Annotated in this window: 14 protein-coding genes; 12 read left to right on the forward strand and 2 right to left on the reverse strand. The window is 60.4% G+C overall.

The features are described 5' to 3' along the window. The first annotated feature begins 317 nt into the window (after positions 1-317). The gene (locus FKM97_RS06285; RefSeq protein ID WP_144291522.1) at positions 318-968 is read left to right on the forward strand and encodes a BON domain-containing protein; all 651 of its coding nucleotides are present in this window, start codon (positions 318-320) and stop codon (positions 966-968) included. A gap of 112 nt (positions 969-1,080) precedes the next feature. Next, complete coding sequence (locus FKM97_RS06290) at positions 1,081-1,533, forward strand: universal stress protein (RefSeq protein ID WP_144291523.1); 453 nt, start codon at positions 1,081-1,083, stop codon at positions 1,531-1,533. A 182-nt stretch (positions 1,534-1,715) separates the two neighbouring features. Here FKM97_RS06290 and FKM97_RS06295 read toward each other — a convergent pair whose 3' ends face one another. After that, positions 1,716-2,129, reverse strand: coding sequence for a L,D-transpeptidase (locus FKM97_RS06295; protein ID WP_144291524.1), 414 nt, complete (start codon positions 2,127-2,129; stop codon positions 1,716-1,718). Positions 2,130-3,042: 913 nt separating this feature from the next. Here FKM97_RS06295 and FKM97_RS06300 point away from each other — a divergent pair. From FKM97_RS06300 to ftsH, 5 genes are all read left to right on the forward strand, one after another. Continuing rightward, the gene (locus tag FKM97_RS06300) at positions 3,043-4,665 is read left to right on the forward strand and encodes an MBL fold metallo-hydrolase RNA specificity domain-containing protein (RefSeq protein ID WP_144291525.1); all 1,623 of its coding nucleotides are present in this window, start codon (positions 3,043-3,045) and stop codon (positions 4,663-4,665) included. Between the two features lie 121 nt (positions 4,666-4,786). Continuing rightward, positions 4,787-6,022, forward strand: a complete 1,236-nt coding sequence (locus FKM97_RS06305; protein WP_246104975.1) for an efflux RND transporter periplasmic adaptor subunit — start codon at positions 4,787-4,789, stop codon at positions 6,020-6,022. Beyond that, on the forward strand, positions 6,019-7,242 hold the full coding sequence (locus FKM97_RS06310) for an FtsX-like permease family protein (protein ID WP_144291526.1): 1,224 nt from the start codon (positions 6,019-6,021) through the stop codon (positions 7,240-7,242). Before FKM97_RS06305 ends, FKM97_RS06310 begins: the two co-directional genes overlap by 4 nt. Next, the gene (locus FKM97_RS06315) at positions 7,235-7,930 is read left to right on the forward strand and encodes an ABC transporter ATP-binding protein (protein ID WP_144291527.1); all 696 of its coding nucleotides are present in this window, start codon (positions 7,235-7,237) and stop codon (positions 7,928-7,930) included. The genes FKM97_RS06310 and FKM97_RS06315 overlap by 8 nt, the downstream gene beginning before the upstream one ends. A 144-nt stretch (positions 7,931-8,074) precedes the next feature. Continuing rightward, positions 8,075-9,919 (forward strand): ATP-dependent zinc metalloprotease FtsH, encoded by a 1,845-nt coding sequence (gene ftsH, locus FKM97_RS06320; protein WP_144291528.1) that lies wholly within the window; start codon positions 8,075-8,077, stop codon positions 9,917-9,919. A gap of 39 nt (positions 9,920-9,958) precedes the next feature. Here ftsH and FKM97_RS06325 read toward each other — a convergent pair whose 3' ends face one another. Continuing rightward, on the reverse strand, positions 9,959-11,149 hold the full coding sequence (locus FKM97_RS06325) for an ABC transporter substrate-binding protein (protein WP_144291529.1): 1,191 nt from the start codon (positions 11,147-11,149) through the stop codon (positions 9,959-9,961). A 149-nt stretch (positions 11,150-11,298) separates the two neighbouring features. Here FKM97_RS06325 and FKM97_RS06330 point away from each other — a divergent pair, with 149 nt between their 5' ends. The 5 genes from FKM97_RS06330 to FKM97_RS06350 are packed head-to-tail and all read left to right on the forward strand — an operon-like array spanning position 11,299 to position 16,303. Beyond that, positions 11,299-12,990 (forward strand): AMP-binding protein, encoded by a 1,692-nt coding sequence (locus tag FKM97_RS06330; RefSeq protein WP_144291530.1) that lies wholly within the window; start codon positions 11,299-11,301, stop codon positions 12,988-12,990. Beyond that, complete coding sequence (locus FKM97_RS06335) at positions 12,987-13,382, forward strand: Zn-ribbon domain-containing OB-fold protein (RefSeq protein WP_144291531.1); 396 nt, start codon at positions 12,987-12,989, stop codon at positions 13,380-13,382. Before FKM97_RS06330 ends, FKM97_RS06335 begins: the two co-directional genes overlap by 4 nt. Continuing rightward, positions 13,379-14,599 (forward strand): thiolase family protein, encoded by a 1,221-nt coding sequence (locus FKM97_RS06340; RefSeq protein WP_144291532.1) that lies wholly within the window; start codon positions 13,379-13,381, stop codon positions 14,597-14,599. The genes FKM97_RS06335 and FKM97_RS06340 overlap by 4 nt, the downstream gene beginning before the upstream one ends. After that, positions 14,596-15,573 carry an alpha/beta fold hydrolase gene (locus FKM97_RS06345; RefSeq protein ID WP_144291533.1) on the forward strand — a complete coding sequence of 326 codons (978 nt, stop codon included), beginning with the start codon at positions 14,596-14,598 and terminating at the stop codon, positions 15,571-15,573. The genes FKM97_RS06340 and FKM97_RS06345 overlap by 4 nt, the downstream gene beginning before the upstream one ends. A 52-nt stretch (positions 15,574-15,625) precedes the next feature. Next, positions 15,626-16,303 (forward strand): GntR family transcriptional regulator, encoded by a 678-nt coding sequence (locus tag FKM97_RS06350; RefSeq protein ID WP_170240781.1) that lies wholly within the window; start codon positions 15,626-15,628, stop codon positions 16,301-16,303. Positions 16,304-16,336 lie beyond the last annotated feature (33 nt).

Genomic DNA, 16,336 nt, shown 5'->3' on the forward strand with positions numbered 1-16,336 from the left:
ATTGGCCGAGTTATTTGCCTGTCCCTTAGATCATCCCCTTGCCGTCCTCTTCTTGATCTGAATCAATGGATAATAGAAGATCTTGCTAAAACCGGCACTCGCAAGGAATGGGAAGATGTGCGAGCCATAACTATAAAATTTGACTATCAGGTGCCGCCATAATTTTCGAATAATAAAGATTTCTCCATCGGGAGTGTCGTTTGACATATATCAATTTGCCGGCGTCTGAATTGTGCTTCACTGAAAGCTCGCCGTCTTCAATCCAGCGAGGCAGGATCTTTGGGGACCGCAGGATCTTTCTTGAATGGAGGATGGTCATGAAAGAGGCTCAGTTGCGTCAGGACATCTTGGATGAGCTGGAATTCGAGCCGAGCATCGATGCTGCTAACATAGGTGTGGCCGTCGACGATGGTGTGATCACTTTGACCGGCCATGTCCGCAGCTACGCCGAAAAGCTTGCCGCGGAAGCCGCGGTGCGGCGAGTGCGCGGGGTGAGAGCGATCGCGCAAGAGATCGACGTGCGCTACCCCGGTGAGGCGAAGACCTCAGACGACGAAATCGCCAAACGGGCGCTGGACGCTCTCAAGTGGGACGTGACCATCCCGAATGAGACCATCACGCTTATCGTGCATCATGGACTCGTGACCCTGAAAGGGGAGGTGCCCTGGCAGTTTCAGCGGAAAGCCGCAGAACTGGCGGTCCGCAAAATGACGGGCGTGACGGGTGTCATCAACGACATCACCCTCAAGCCGATGGTGCAGTCTACTGACGTCAAGCGAAAGATCGAAGAGGCGCTGAAGCGGCGCGCCAAGGTCGAGGCTTCGCAGATCCGGGTCAGTGTCGATGGGAACAAAGTCACCCTCGAGGGAAAAGTTGATACCTGGGACGAGCACGATGCCGTCGAACACGCAGCCTGGTCGGCGACCGGCGTCAAATTGGTCACGGACCACCTCACCGTCGGCCGGTAAAAAATAAGTGCAGGCGCTTTAATCTCTTCTCCCAAGGCTGCCGGCACGCGGGCAGACAAGGAAGAGCGCGTCGATCTGGCGGGGGAGCTAGCCGGATGCAAAGGTGGTCACAATGGACACAGTCATACTGCATCCCACGGATGGCTCCCCAGCAGCCGACAAGGCTCTGGACTACGCGATCAAACTTGCCGTTTCGGCCGATGCTCGGCTGATTTTACTGCATGTCCAGCAGACGCATGGTCGAGACATCATTCCCGCAGGCGCGAAAGAGTTTGAGCGGATCGAGAAGATCCGACTGACCGAAGCCGATGTTCTTCGAAGAGCTGCGGACGCAATGTTGGCCCACGCCGAACAGAAGTGCCGCAGTGCAGGCGTATTGCGTGTTGAGCCAATGATCTCAGAGGGGGACCCGGTTGGCCGGATCATCGAGACGGCCAAGAAGCACGGTGTCGACACCATCGTCATGGGCAGCCGTGGCCTCGGTGACTTCGCCGGCCTGCTCCTGGGAAGCGTCTCGCATAAGATCGCTCAACTCGCACCCTGCACCTGCATCATCGTTCGATAGCATGGGCGCTAACACCGCGATTACACCTGAAAAGCCTTAGACGTCCTGTAGTCCGGCTCGTGACGAGCAGGTCTGCTCGGCCGGGACCCCGTCCAGCGAAGTCGCCGCATTCACCGTGAATTCTGCCTGTGGCGATCCGAACTCTCGCTGCGCTCCAACTGGCATTCTTGGAGACCTTAATCCTACTGAGTTATTTTGATGAATGTGTTCGCTGCGCCGTAATGGACCACCAGATCGAAGAATGCTTTTGCATTGGAGGGATGCAGCCGGATGCAGCCGTGCGAGACAGGCTGCCCTAGCTTTCGTATCTCGAGGGTGCCATGAATCGCATAGCCGCCATGAAAGAACACGGCATGGGGCATTGGCGCATTCTCGTACCGCGAAGAGTACCAGACACGTTCCAGTCGTGTGGGATGGAACGTACCCTCTGGAGTCCTATAGCCTCGCCTCGCCGTTGAAACGGGCCATCGATACTGCAGGCGTCCATCTACGAACACCGACATCAATTGCTCTGAGCGATCAATTCTAGCACTCAGCGTCGCTGCCTCAGCTTGTGCGCAAATAATCGACGCGACTGCAACTAATATTATAGCCATCAACTTGTGCAAGGCAGAGCCTGTATGTACAGCAACATATTAATCCTTCTGCTTGGGAGGTTTAATTTATCTTCTCGCCGATTTGTGAGGGGAACAACGTTCCAGGACAGTTCTGATCTTCTTAGCATGGGCGCTTGCTCACGATCTTCGGACTCACGCTCTTCGTGGTCGGAAAGCTGTCGACTCAGGTGATGAGCAACACCAGCGCCGAGAAGCTCACTGCCATTCAACGCAAACAACAAAGAGCGGGTATCGATTGCCCAATGCGTCTTCTGAGGAGACCAGGGGAACGGCCGTGATCCTTATCCGTTCGGGGGAGGGGGCACATTGCGCTGCATCAAGGCGTTCCGCCGCTTCCCGGTTTCGTCTTGAGGTGCAATAGGGAGCCGGCAGATGAAGCAGTTGATCGTACGTCGCAAAGGCAGAGTGTGGACAATCCGGTTCATGGCTCGCGATTTCGATGAATTTTGCTCACTCGAAGAAGCCGTCAGCAAGGCTTTGGAATGGGCGGCCAAAGCTCGGCTACAAGGTCATAGCGTGCGGGTTCTGACAGGCTCGTCAGTTGCTCCCCCGGAAATTTGTTGCATTCAGCCAAGGGTCACAGCTGTCGATCTCTTGAGCACTCGCCTTTCCTACAGTGGCTAGCGGACCGGGCGAACATCACTCTCCGCTTCAAACGTGCAGGCGGGGGCGCGATACGATCTCGCTCTATGCACTTGAATTCGAGCGTCGTTCCTGGGCCTGGGCGCAGTCCCGAGATGTTAAAACGGCCACGGTTGATTTATATCAATCTCTCCGTTCCTGGTTGGACCAGGCTGACATGCGTCAGTTAATTCCGTCAGGTCAATGAGCCCGCGCTGTCCGGTGAAGCCTTAGTGACCTATTATTTCTCACCCGCATCCCGGTCCAGGCAATGCCATCGCATCAGATACCCCACCCGCTGGGGGGACACTCCATCCAACTCCACTTCCATGGCGCGGCCCAAGCCGTTACGGGGTCGTGCTTCCTGATCACGACGCCCAGGGCGCGCCTTCTGGTAGACTGTGGACTGTTCCAAGGGGCCAAGACCGAGAAAGGACTGAATTACCGCCCCTTTCCCTTCGACCCTAAAGCGGTCACGGCAGTCGTCCTGACGCATGCTCACATAGACCATAGCGGGCTTCTGCCGAAATTGGTGCTCGACGGCTTCGACGGACCGATCTTTGCGACCCGAGCCACCATGGATCTGTGTTCGGTCATGCTTCCTGACTCGGGCCACATCCAGGAGATGGAAGTTCAGCAGCTCAACCGGCGAAATGCCCGTCGCGGCTTGGATGACGTATCGCCCATCTACACAGCCGAGCAGGCCGTGATGACCCTGACCCAGTTTCGTGGGGTGGATTATGGCGACTGGGTCACGGTTGCCGGTGGCATCCGATGCCGGTTCTGGAATGCGGGTCATTTGCTGGGTTCCGCATCGGTAGAGATCGAGATTTCAAGAGATGACGAGAACCCTCTACGCCTGCTCTTCTCAGGCGATATCGGGCCCGGGCACAAGCTTTTGCAATCGGAGCCGGAGGGGCCGGAGGGCGTCGATCACATCATTTGCGAGGCGACCTATGGCGATGAGGATCGGCCGGAGATCTCCCCTGAGGTGCGGCGGCAGCGCCTCAAGGCGGAGGTAGACCACGCCTACCATTCGAGGGGAGCCCTGCTCATCCCGTCATTTGCCGTGGAGCGGACACAGGAGCTGCTCGTCGACCTCATTCATCTGATGGAGGCGAACGAGGTTCCGACCGTTCCGATCTTCATCGACTCGCCTCTGGCGTCGAAAGCTAGCATGGTTTTCCAGAGGCATCTCCGAGAGCTGGCCGATGGACCTGCCCTGAAGCGTGCCTTCGATGCCCATAATGTCCGCTTTACGGATACGGTTGAACAAAGCAAGGCCATCAGCCGTGTTCGGAGCTTCTATATCGTCATCGCTGCCAGCGGTATGTGCGAAGCAGGACGCATTCGCCACCATCTCAAAGACTGGTTGTGGCGCGAGGAGGCAACGATATTGCTGGTCGGCTATCAGGCGCAGGGCACCTTGGGCAGAATCCTGCTGCAAGGAGCGACGAAGGTGCGCCTGATGGGAGAGGAGATCTTGGTGCGCGCCCATATTCGCTCGCTGGATCTCTATTCGGGGCATGCAGACGGCCCCGAACTCGTCTCCTGGATCACGGCGCGGCGGCCGATTTCTGGAAACCTGTTTCTGGTTCACGGCGAGCAAGACGCATTGGAAGCGTTGAAGCAGCGAGTGAAAGGGCCGATGGCGGACCTGCCGGTCTTCATTCCCGCGCTCGATGAGGCATTCGACCTCTCGGGGCCGGTTGCCCAGCCCATAGCGTCGGATCGGCCGGCCAGAATTCCTCCCGACCAGGCTGGCCATCTCGATTGGCACAATGACCTTTCGAAACTGATCCTGGACATCAATGACTCCGTGGCCCAGGCGGCGGACGAGCGCGCCCGTAATGTGATCATTCGCCGCTTGAAGCGGGCACTCACCGATCGCTGATTGGTATGAGGTTGGTCTTATGATCTATCGCAAGGGGTGCCGGCCCGAGCGCCTGTAAAGGGAAGGCCGTAGATACGAGGCTTTCGTGGATCAGACGAATACGAGCTTTCCCGCCACCCACTTGCATCATGGTCCCGGGCCCAAGGGCTGGGGAGCTTTGTGGCGCCGCAAATGGCTGATTGCAGCCGTCATCCTCGTCATCGGGAGTGCCGGTCTGTTGATGATGCGCCTCACCATCGGGCCGGACGTCGTGGTCTATCCAGCGGTTCGAGGTGACCTTGTAAAGACCGTCGTCGCGAGCGGGAATGTGGAAACACCTTATCGCGTCGATATCGGCAGCCAAATCACGGGTATTGTCAAAGAGGTCCTCGTCGACGAGGGCCAGACCGTCAAGGCGGGCCAGAAGCTGATCGCGCTCGATGCCACCGAGCTCGAAGAGCAGATGGTTCAATCCCAGGGGGCGCTGGCCCAAGCTGAAGCCCGACTGCGGCAAATGAGCGAGGTGACGGGACCGGCGGCTGCCGAGGCGCTGAAACAGGGCCGCGCCAATCTTGTTAATGCCGAAGCGACATTCCGGCGCGCGGAGCGGCTAGCCAATGCCGGGTACAATACCCAAGCGGCCCTTGACGAGGCCACGAAGACCCTCGGCGTCGCGCAGGCCGTGGTTCGGGCCGCGGAGCTTCAGGTGTTCACATCAAGTCCTGGCGGCAGCGATTACGTCATGGTGGAGACGCAGCTCCATCAAGCACAGGCGAATCTCGCCAGCGCCCGGGCCCGTCTCAGCTATGCAACCATCACTGCGCCCCGCGATGGCGTTCTCATCCGTCGCAGCGTTGAGCGCGGTACGGTTGTTCAGCCGGGCAAGACGTTGCTCGTGCTGGCACCCGACGGCGAAGTCCAGCTGGTCGTCCAGATCGACGAGAAGAACCTTGGTCTCATAAGGCTGGGCCAAGACGCCATCGGCTCTGCGGACGCCTATCCGGATCAACGGTTCCCGGCACGTGTCGCCTATATCAACCCCGCGATCGACATCACGCGGGCCTCCGTCGAGGTGAAGCTCGAGGTTGCTGATCCTCCAGCCTATCTGCGACAGGACATGACCGTGTCCGTGGACATCGAGGTCGATCACCGGCAGGGGGCCCTCATCGTTCCCGCGAGGGTCGTCCATGACCCCTCGTCTGATGCGCCGTTCGTCCTGGCCGTGCATGAGGGCAGAGCGCGGAGCCAGAGGGTCCGTCTCGGTCTGCGGGCCGGCGAAATGGTGGAGGTCCTCGAGGGCGTCGCTCCTGGGGATCAACTCATTCCAGTGGCCGCGGGTGTGAAGGCGGGACAAGCCGTCAGGCCGGTCACGCCATGAACCGGTGGCTGCCGTTCGAGGTGATTGCCGCAACCCGCTTTCTTGCCGAGGGTCGGATGCAGACGGCCTTCATTCTCACCGGCATCGGCATCGGCGTCGGCGTGATCGTCTTCATGTCCGCGATGCTCGCCGGCCTGCAGGCCAATTTCATCAAGCGGGTTCTCACCTCGCAACCGCAGATCCAGCTCGTGACGCCCGACGAGGTCGCGCGCCCGCTCTTCGGCCCCGGCGTCCATGAGGGCGCCATCGTCCAGCGCCCCACACAGAGGGTCCGATCGATCGACCAGTGGCAGGCCATCCGGGCGGAGATGCAGGCAAGACCCGATATCGTCGTGGTCTCTCCCACGGTCTCAGGAGCGGCGCTGGCAATCCGGGGCGATGCAAGTCGCAGCATCACCCTCACCGGCATGGACCCCGAGCGCTATTTCAAGATCGTCCGCATTCCGGATTATATCGTTGCGGGGCAGACGACCCTCGGCACCGACGACATCCTCGTCGGAACCGAACTCGCCAATGATCTCGGTGCGAGTCTCGGAGACAAGCTCAATGTGACCACGGGGTCAGGAGGGGCTCGCATCCTGACGATCCGAGGCATTTTTGATCTGGGAAACAAGGGAGCCAATGAGCGGAGCACGTTCGTCGCTCTGCGAACGGCTCAGAGCCTGCTCGGCCTGATCGGCGGCGTCACCACCATCGACATCACCGTGAAGGACATCTACAGCGCGGAGACGATCGCCCAGGACATTGAGGCGAGCGTGCCGGTCCAGGCCGAAAGCTGGATCAAGACCAATGCCCAGTTCTTCACGGCGGTGCGGGCGCAGCAGACCACCAACACTCTGATCCGACTTTTCGTGGGGCTGTCCGTGGCTTTTGGCATCGCGGCGGTGCTGGTCGTCTCCGTGATCCAGCGTTCCCGCGACATCGGTATTCTCCGCGCCATGGGAACGTCACGCGGCCAGGTCTTGCGCGTCTTCCTGATCCAGGGCGGAATTCTCGGTTTTGCCGGCTCTTTAGCGGGCTCGGCACTGGGTGCGGCGGGGTTGGTCGTCTGGCACAATTACGCCCGGCAGGCAGACGGCTCCGAACTCTTCCCCCTCGTCCTTGAGCCCACTCTGTTTATTGCATCCGCCGCTCTCGCCACCGTCACCGGCGTGGCTGCCGCCATTGCGCCTGCCATGCGTGCCGCCAGCCTGGATCCGGTGGAGGCAATCCGTGGCTGACGTCCTCGTGCTCGAAAAGATCCGCAAATCCTACGGTGTTGGAACGCCCGTCGAGACAGAGGTGCTGCATGGGATCGACCTCACCATTGCAGAAGGCGAATTTGTTGCGGTGATGGGTCCCTCCGGATCCGGCAAGAGCACCCTGCTTAACATCATCGGGCTCCTCGACCGGCCGACATCCGGGCGGCTGTTGATTGCCGGAGAGGACACGACGCGTCTCGCGGATGCGGATCTGACCCAACTTCGAGGTCGGACGATCGGATTTGTCTTCCAGTATCATTACCTCATCTCGGCCTTCACCGCGGCCGAGAACGTGATGATGCCGATGCTCGTCGACCGCGGCAGGCCCGACCAGGAGATGGAACGGCGTGCGGACGAGCTTCTGGGCAGGGTGGGCCTCACCAAGTGGCGGAACAACCGGGCCATGAATATGTCGGGCGGACAGCAGCAGCGGGTGGCAATCGCCAGAGCGCTGGCCATGAGGCCGGCGCTGGTTCTCGCAGACGAGCCCACGGGCAATCTCGATACGGCATCAGCGACGGATGTCCTTCAGCTGATGCGACGGATCAATCGCGAGCAATCCACGACGTTCCTGATCGTCACGCATAATCTCGATCTGGCCCAACATTGCGATCGGATCATCGAAGTGGTCGATGGCCGCCTGGCTGGCGCGAAGGGGACGCCCTAAAAGCGACATGCTGACCCACGGTCCGCTCGAGTTGACAGAGGTCAAAGCCCCGCAGTCGCGATGGTGATGCAGTGTTCGGGCAGCATTCTGTCCTCGAACCGGATCGGCTGCCGGAAACCAGAGTTTCGGAACGGACGCCACTCCATGGCCCAGGATTCGTCCTCGAGAAGACAGAGCATCGTCACCTGGTATCTCATTGCGGCCGGCATGGGCCTGTTGCTGCTGCAATGGGCGTGGGCAAGCTACAGCCATGTCGATACGATTCCGTTCAGCCAGTTCGAACAGCTCGTCGACCAAGAGAAGGTCGCAGAAGTGGCGGTGGGGCAGGATACCATTCAGGGCAGGGTGAAGGCGCCCTTGCCCAGCGGGAACACGGCGTTCGTCACCGCACGGGTCGAGCCCATGCTTGCGGAGAAGCTGGCAGCGAAGGGGGTAGTGGTCACCGGGGTTCCGACAGGCGGCCTCATCCAAACCCTCCTGTCCTGGGCGGTGCCAGCCTTTCTATTCTACCTTCTTTGGGTGTTCGTCTTTCGTCGCATGGCCGATCGCCAGGGCCTCGGTGGGATGATGTCGATCGGCAAGTCGCGCGCCAAGGTCTATGTGGAAAAGGACACTAAGGTCAGCTTCGCCGATGTTGCGGGTGTCGAGGAGGCGAAGTTCGAGCTGAAGGAAGTCGTCTACTTCCTCAAGGATCCGAAAGTGTATGGCCGGCTTGGCGCAAGGCTGCCCAAAGGCATCCTCCTCGTCGGGCCGCCGGGCACGGGAAAGACCCTCTTGGCGCGCGCCGTTGCCGGAGAGGCGGGGGTGCCGTTCTTTTCGATCTCAGGCTCCGAATTCGTGGAGATGTTCGTCGGTGTCGGCGCAGCGCGGGTGCGCGACCTGTTCGAGCAGGCCCGCAAGGCTGCACCTTGCATCATCTTCATCGATGAGCTCGATGCCCTGGGCCGCAGCAGGGCAGCAGGCGCCTTTGGCGGCTATGACGAAAAGGAGCAGACGCTGAACCAGCTCCTGGCGGAGCTCGACGGCTTCGATCCAAGCGTCGGGGTCATCCTGCTGGCCGCCACCAACCGCCCCGAGATTCTCGATCCCGCACTGCTGCGCGCCGGACGTTTCGACCGCCACGTCCTGGTCGATCGGCCGGACCGTCTCGGCCGCCTGGAGATCCTGAAGGTGCATGTCCGAAAGATCCGCCTGGCGCCTGATGTCAGTCTCCAGAAAGTTGCGGGACTGACGACCGGATTCACGGGGGCAGATCTCGCCAACCTCGTGAACGAGGCGGCGATCGCAGCGACGCGACGCATGGCCGTGGCCGTGACCTTCGATGATTTCACCACTGCCATCGAGCGGATCGTCGCCGGCGTCGAGAAGAAGAGCCGCGTCCTCAGCCCGCCGGAGCGGCGACGGGTCGCCTTTCACGAGATGGGGCATGCGCTGGTCGCCTCCAGCCTGCCTGGGGTCGATCCGGTGCAGAAGGTTTCCATCATTCCGAGAGGGGTCGGGGCGCTCGGCTATACGATGCAGCGACCGACCGAGGACCGGTTCCTGCTGGCCGCCAGCGACCTTAAGAACCGAATTGCCGTGCTTATGGGAGGGCGCGCCGCGGAGCGCTTGATCTTCGACGAGGATGTTTCGACAGGTGCTGCCGACGACCTGCAGCGTGCCACCGAGATCGCCATCGAGATGGTGACAAAATACGGAATGGATCCGACGGTCGGCCAGCGCACCTATGCGCCGCGGGTTCAGAGTTTTCTGCCGAACGCGCAGGAGCCGACGAATGCGGCAGAGGCGACGGCGAGGGAAATCGACGTCGCCGTGCGCGATCTGGTGGAGACCGCTGATGCCACGGCGCGCGACATTCTCATCCGACGCCGGAGCGATCTCGACGCCGGAGCGGCCCTGCTTCTGGAGAAAGAGACGCTGACGGCGGAGGAATTCGTACCCCTGTGCCGCTTGCGTTCTTCACAGCCCCCGCATCGCGAAGTGGCGTAGCGGCGACGCGCAAGCTGTGAGCCGGAACATGGTGATGCTCTAATCGTATGAGATCGTGTGCCACGCTGAAATGGGCACAGTCTTCCCGTCTCGCCATTCGAAAATCCGAACGCCGTTGGCGCCGATGTGCTTTTCTTCGGTGTAGGTCACCGGGGGCATCAATCCGACCTCGAGGGGCTGGCCAGAGTTGGCGGCGGCGATCACGCCCTCCCGCGTCAACTCTGTGGCCGCGTTGAGGATTTCCACCATCATCGCGGCATGCACATAGCCCACCAGCGCGCCCCAGTCGACGGTCGCGCCTGGGAAGCGGTCTAGCAAGTCTTTCCGAAATTCCTGGACGGCTGGGACATCGCTGAAGGCAGATTCGACTTCATTAGCGAACACGACGCCATTAACGTCGTCGCCCAGCAGTTTCGGCATGGAGACAGAGCTGCCACCGGCGCCCGCCACCCAAAGGGGACCGTAGCCGGCGGATTTCGCCTGCTTGATTGCCGTCGCCGTGGCACCGGCTGTGCTCATGGAGACGACTGCGTCAGCGTTGGAGTCCTTCAGCCGAAGCACATAGGTGCTAAAATCGTTCGTGCCTCGCTCATAGCCCACATCGGCGACCGGCTCGAGGCCCGACTCTCTCAAAGCCTTCTCGAAGCCCTTGCGCCCCGCCTCGCCCAGATCATCGTTCTGATAGAAATAGGCGACCCTTTTCTTGCCAAGCTTGTCGACAACATGCTTGGTGACGAAATAGATCTGACTGAAGTAGTTCGGGGTTAGGGCGAAAGTCGTCTTCAAAGTCTCAGGCGTAGGGTTGAGGCTGAAGAATGGTATGTCGGCCCGCTCGGCATAGGTCGATATCGCCACCGTTGTTGGGGTCCCGACGGAGCCGAACAGCAGGAAAACACCGTCGCGCTCGACCAGCTTCTTTGCGCCGGCAAGCGCCTTAGCAGGCTGGTAAGCATCGTCCTCGATCAACCATTCGATCTGGCGACCCTTGACGCCGCCTGCCTTGTTGATCTTGTCGAAATAGGCGCGGGCGGCCTGCTCATAAGGTTCGGTGATCAGTCGGACCGGACCGCTAAGTGCGAACACCCCTCCGAGCTGGATCACCTTGTCAGTGACGCCCTGAGTCTGCGCCATGGCAGAGGGAATTTTAGCCGTGGATACGGCGGCCACCGTCATGAGGATGAAGCGCCTGCGGTCCATTATGGGCAATTTGCCCGCGTTTTCGTATGCCAAAGTCAGTCCTCCCCGTTCACTTTTATTGTAGTATAATATTGTGCTATTATTTTTGAGTCAACGGCTCTACCTCGGCGTCAGGACGAGAAATTTGACTTTGATTGTATCACAATATTATAGTACAATTTTCGCAAAGCGGGAGTGGGTCAATGCTGGAAAGGACAGAGGTCGCGTTAGAAGGTCGCCCCTCTGCCGGCATTGTTTCGGGGCCTGAGGCGTTCGCGCCGGAATGTATCGGCGACGCGCTGGATCGGGCAGCGCTTGCCTGGCCGGGGCGGGTCGGCTGGGAGTTCGACGATGATTATGTCAGCTTTGCGGGAATGCGCGAGAGCGCGAACGCTGTCGCCCGGGCCCTGGTCGCAGCCTCCATCGGTGAAGGCGATATCGTCGCCGTATGGATGCCCAATCGTGCCGAGTTCGCCTATGTGCAATTCGCCTGCGCCAAGATCGGCGCCGTCATCGCGGCAATCAACACGCGCTCGCGCCGCTTCGAGCTGGAGCACACGCTGGCTGACAGTGGCGCCCGCCTCCTGATTATGCAGGATGGATTTCGCAGCAACGACTTCGTCGCCACCCTGGCAGAGCTGTGCCCACAGGGACAACGGTCCGACCACGGCCGGGTTGCGGCACCGCAACTGCCCGGTCTCGGCTTGATCATCGCTCTGCCCGGCTCGACGCGCGATCCGCTGGCGCTCAGCTGGCAGGCTTTCCTGGACGGGGGATCAGCCGTCCAGGCCGACGCGCTGGCCGCCGTGCAGGCCCGGCAGGACTGGCGCCGACCAGCATTGCTGCAATACACATCGGGCACCACATCCCGGCCCAAAGGCGCACTCTGCAATCATCGCTACTGTCTTTATTTCGGTGTGGCCTTCCTCCGAAATCTGGAGATCGGTCCCAATGATGTGCTTCTCAACACGCAGCCGGTCTACCATGTCGGGGGAGCCTGCGGCGCCGTGACGGTGCCGTTGACCATCGGCTGTAAGGTAGTCATGCCGGAAAGCTATGATGCCGGGCGGGTGCTCCAGCTTATCGCAGCCAAGCGCTGCACGCTACGCTCCGGAACGGCTGCAATGTATACGGCCGAGCTTTCCCATCCTCAATTTGAGCAGTTCGACTTATCAAGCCTGCGCGGTGCCTGGTGCAACGCTACGCCTTCCCTGATGAACCGGATTAGGGAGCGCATGGGGATTTCGTCTCTGGTCCAAGTCTTTGCGGCAACGGAGGGGGGAGGAACTTGCGGGCGCATAGGCGACAGCTGGGAGATATTGTCTACGACCTGTGGCCGCGCTGTGGAGGGCATGGAGATCAAAATTGTCGATCCGCTCACCGGCCACGAGCTGCCGCGCGGGAGCGTGGGCGAGATACGCCTGCGCGGCTGGTGGATGATGAACGGCTATCTGAACGCGCCTCAACAGACAGCGGAAGTCATTGATCAAAGCGGCTGGTTGCATAGCGGTGATCTGGGCGAAATGGATGACGTCGGCCATCTGAAATTTCGCGGCCGCATCAAGGACATGATCCGCGTTGGCGGCGAGAATGTCTCGGCCGAGGAGGTCGAGAACGTCCTGATCGGCCATCCCGACATCGTCCAGGCAGCGGCCGTCTCCACGCCGGATTCACGGCTCGGCGAGGTGGTTGCCGCCTTCGTTCAGAAGCGCGCCGGCAGCAGTCTCGCAGAAGGCGACGTAGTTTCCTTTTGTGGGCGCCTGATGGCTAATTTTCGGGTGCCCCGTCGCATTATTTTCGTTGAGGATTGGCCCATGACCGAAAGTGGCAAGATACGGAAAGTCGATTTGCGTGAGCGCCTGCTCCAACCCGGTGACAGAAGCATGTCGCAATGAAGTATCGCACTCCACGTTCTAGTCTTGACACCGCCCAATATTGGCAGTCTGCGCATTCGGGCAGATTGATTTTCCAGCGCTGCGCGGCTTGCACCAGCGTCGTATTTCACCCGCGCGCGGCCTGTCCCTACTGTCTGTCGGAAGCGCTGACATGGCAAACCTCGGAGGGCGTGGGAACGGTCTATTCCTTCTCGTTGCAGCACGTCCATCTTGATGGTGCGACCGGCATACGCGCCTTCGCCATTATCGAATTGGCGGAAGGTTTTCACATGTTCTCAGAGGTCCTAGCAGACAACCCCGCCGAGCTGCGCATAGGCGATCCGGTCGCCGTTGACTTCCAGCCGCTTGACCAGAACCACGCACTGCCCGTCTTTCGGAGGCAGATGCAATGAACATCAATCGATTGAAGGCTAAGGCAGCCATCGTCGGCATCGGTGATAGCTATTGCGCGAGGGATGAGCGGCGTACAGCACTCTCGCTCCTGATGGAAGCCATACGCAAGGCGCTCGATGACGCCGGTATCGAGAAGGGGGCTATAGACGGTCTGCTGTCGGGCCGCGCTCCGATGTCGGACATGCGTCCGCAGTGGAACAATATCGTGGCGTCCTATGCAAAGATCACCCCCCGACTATCCACGGAGATCACCACCCATGCCGGGGGCATGAACGGCATGCTCAAGCACGCCGCAATTGCCGTGGAAGCCGGCGTGGCGGAATATGTCCTATGCGTTGGCGCCGACGCCGCTGCAGGCCTGATGGACGTCAAGGAGGGGATCAGCACTTTGGATGCCGATCCTGAATTCGAGCAACCCTACGGCGTCATCATCCCCACCCTCTATGCGCAGATCGCATCGCGGTTGATGCATGAGTCCGGCGTCACCGAGGAAGACATCTCCTCCGTCAGCGTCCAGTGTCAGGATTGGGCCATTCATCATCCTTTTTCGGCCAAGGGCCACAAGGGGCCGATCACGGCGGAGATGGTCATGGCCTCGCGAATGGTTTCCTCGCCGCTACGATTGTGGCATTGCGCAACATGGGGTCCGCCAGGCACGGCGGGCGCGATGATTGTGACCCGCGCGGAGAACGCCAGACATTTGTCGCGAGAGCCGATCTATCTTCACGGTTTCGGCGAGTTCCACACGCACGAATATATTACCGACCGTATGGGCCTGCGCACCAGTGCCCACGATCTCGGCCGGTTGCCGAACCTCACCACCAGCGGCGCCAAGGTCGCAGCTGAGGCGGCGCTGCAGATGTCCGGCATGGGCCTCGATGAGCTTCACGTGTTGCAGACTGCGTCGCAATTCGCCCATATCGAGCTGATGGTCCTGGCGGAGTTCGGGTTCATATCAGTCGAGGCGGCAGGAGCGTTCATCCGGGCTGGTGAGACGGGGCCACGCGGACGCATACCGACAAATACCAATGGTGGCTGGCTGTCCTTCGGCCAGCCAGGCGTCTCGTGCGTCATGGACAGTCTGGTCGAGGCGGTACGCCAGCTGCGCGGCACGGCGCTCGGCCTGCAGGTGCCGGCGGCGGTGACCGGCGCGGTGCATTCCAATGGCGGCATCAACGCGTGCCACAATGTCCTCATTCTGTCGAGGAACCCATGACTGCCATCACGCTGTCCGACATGGGAAGCTACATGGTGGGAGGCAACCCGATCGAAATCACCGGGCGGCCCCTTGAACGCTTCGCCTTCTCGTCCAGTTACACCAATACGGTCGACCCTAACGGCCGGTACTGGGCCAACCACTGTTATGTCCAATATTTCGTACCCGAGCCAAAACTCCATCCCATTCCGCTCGTCTTGGTGCATGGCGGCGGCCTGACAGGGAGTTCCTGGGAGACAACGCCCGATGGCCGTGCAGGATGGTTGAACTATTTCCTGCGCCTCGGCTACGAGGTCCACGTCATAGACAATGTCGAACGGGGACGCGCCGGTTACTTCATCGACGGCGAGCCCTGGAGCGAAAGGCCCATCTTGCGGTCAGAACAAGAATCCTGGTGGCTCTATCGATTTGGCTTGGCAGAGGATTTCGGCGCAAGGAAACCTTTTGCCGGGCAGCAGTTCCCCGTCGAGCACATCGAAGCACTGACGCGCATTACCGTGCCGCGGCGTTCAGCGGTGGCAGACCTCCAGCGCTTTGCGCTGCACGAACTCGTAAAGAAGCTCGGCAGATGCGTCCTCGTCGGCCATAGTCAGGGTGGCGGTTTCGTCCTTGACACAGCAGCCTGTTGTCCGCGGAATGTTGTCGGCTGCGTCGTGCTCGAACCGCATGCGGATTTTATAGGAATTGACCTGGGCGGCGTCGCGGGCATACCGCTGCTTGCGATCACCGGTGACTTCATCGACAGGTCCGCCGTCTGGATAGATCTGACAGAACAGCTGGCCAAGCTTTGCGAAAGTTGGAGCCGCGCCGGTGGGCGGGCGCAGCACCTCCTTCTGCCCGACATCGGGATCTCCGGGAACTCACATATGATCATGATGGACAAGAACAGCGACGAGATAGCGGGGCATGTCGCCGACTGGCTGGAAAGATCTGAAAACAACATCGCGGCATTGGTCGACATTGGCGCACTCTGATACAACCGGCGCAAGAGGCGTCAATGCAGCCAGTTGCATCGGGAAAGCATCCATGCCAACCGCCATAGCGAACGACATTAAACACGGAAAGACTGTTGACCACCTCGGCGCACAGATTCGGTCGATGATCCTTAATGGGGAATTCGCGCCCGGCCAGAGGTTGGTGATGCGCGATCTGATGGAAGAGCTGAATGTCAGCCACGGACCGTTGCGAGAAGCCTTCAGGCATCTCGCAGCGCAAGGGTTGATCGAGATCATCGCCAACCGCGGCGCCGTGGTGCGTAAGCTGAACCGCCGGGAAATCCTCGACTTATTCCGTATCCGCGAAGCGCTGGAAGGATTGGCCGCCCGATTGGCCGCTGAGAACATCGAGAACAGTCCCCACAGGAAAAATCTCGAGCAGGTCGCCAAAGCTACGACCGCTCGCGACCAGCTCATGAATGCACGGATCTACGTTACAGAAAACAAGAAGTTCCACGACGCGATCGTACGCCTCGCCGACAACCCGCAACTGACCGACCTTCTCGACAAGCTTGGCCTTCCGGTGGTGATGCTGCAGCTCCGGCTGGCCATGACGACTGCTCAAGTCGAGGCCTCAATGCACGAGCATCAGCAGATCGCTGCCGCCGTGCTGGAGGGAAATCCGGACAAGGCGGACCGCGCAATGCGAGCGCACCTGCGCCGCTCGGTGCGGGACACGCTAGCGCAGGCGGGCAGCTCGCTAACCTAGCGAGGCGGTTGCGAGCGCGGTAGAGCAGCTTCG

Source organism: Rhodoligotrophos appendicifer (assembly GCF_007474605.1).
Classification (GTDB): Bacteria; Pseudomonadota; Alphaproteobacteria; order Rhizobiales; family Im1; genus Rhodoligotrophos; species Rhodoligotrophos appendicifer.

Coding starts and splice junctions, on each gene's coding strand:
- FKM97_RS06285 (WP_144291522.1), top strand. CDS start 318: ATGAAAGAGGCTCAGTTGCGTCAGGACATCTTGGATGAGCTGGAATTC.
- FKM97_RS06290 (WP_144291523.1), top strand. CDS start 1,081: ATGGACACAGTCATACTGCATCCCACGGATGGCTCCCCAGCAGCCGAC.
- FKM97_RS06295 (WP_144291524.1), bottom strand. CDS start 2,129: ATGGCTATAATATTAGTTGCAGTCGCGTCGATTATTTGCGCACAAGCT.
- FKM97_RS06300 (WP_144291525.1), top strand. CDS start 3,043: ATGCCATCGCATCAGATACCCCACCCGCTGGGGGGACACTCCATCCAA.
- FKM97_RS06310 (WP_144291526.1), top strand. CDS start 6,019: ATGAACCGGTGGCTGCCGTTCGAGGTGATTGCCGCAACCCGCTTTCTT.
- ftsH (WP_144291528.1), top strand. CDS start 8,075: ATGGCCCAGGATTCGTCCTCGAGAAGACAGAGCATCGTCACCTGGTAT.
- FKM97_RS06330 (WP_144291530.1), top strand. CDS start 11,299: ATGCTGGAAAGGACAGAGGTCGCGTTAGAAGGTCGCCCCTCTGCCGGC.
- FKM97_RS06335 (WP_144291531.1), top strand. CDS start 12,987: ATGAAGTATCGCACTCCACGTTCTAGTCTTGACACCGCCCAATATTGG.
- FKM97_RS06340 (WP_144291532.1), top strand. CDS start 13,379: ATGAACATCAATCGATTGAAGGCTAAGGCAGCCATCGTCGGCATCGGT.
- FKM97_RS06345 (WP_144291533.1), top strand. CDS start 14,596: ATGACTGCCATCACGCTGTCCGACATGGGAAGCTACATGGTGGGAGGC.
- FKM97_RS06350 (WP_170240781.1), top strand. CDS start 15,626: ATGCCAACCGCCATAGCGAACGACATTAAACACGGAAAGACTGTTGAC.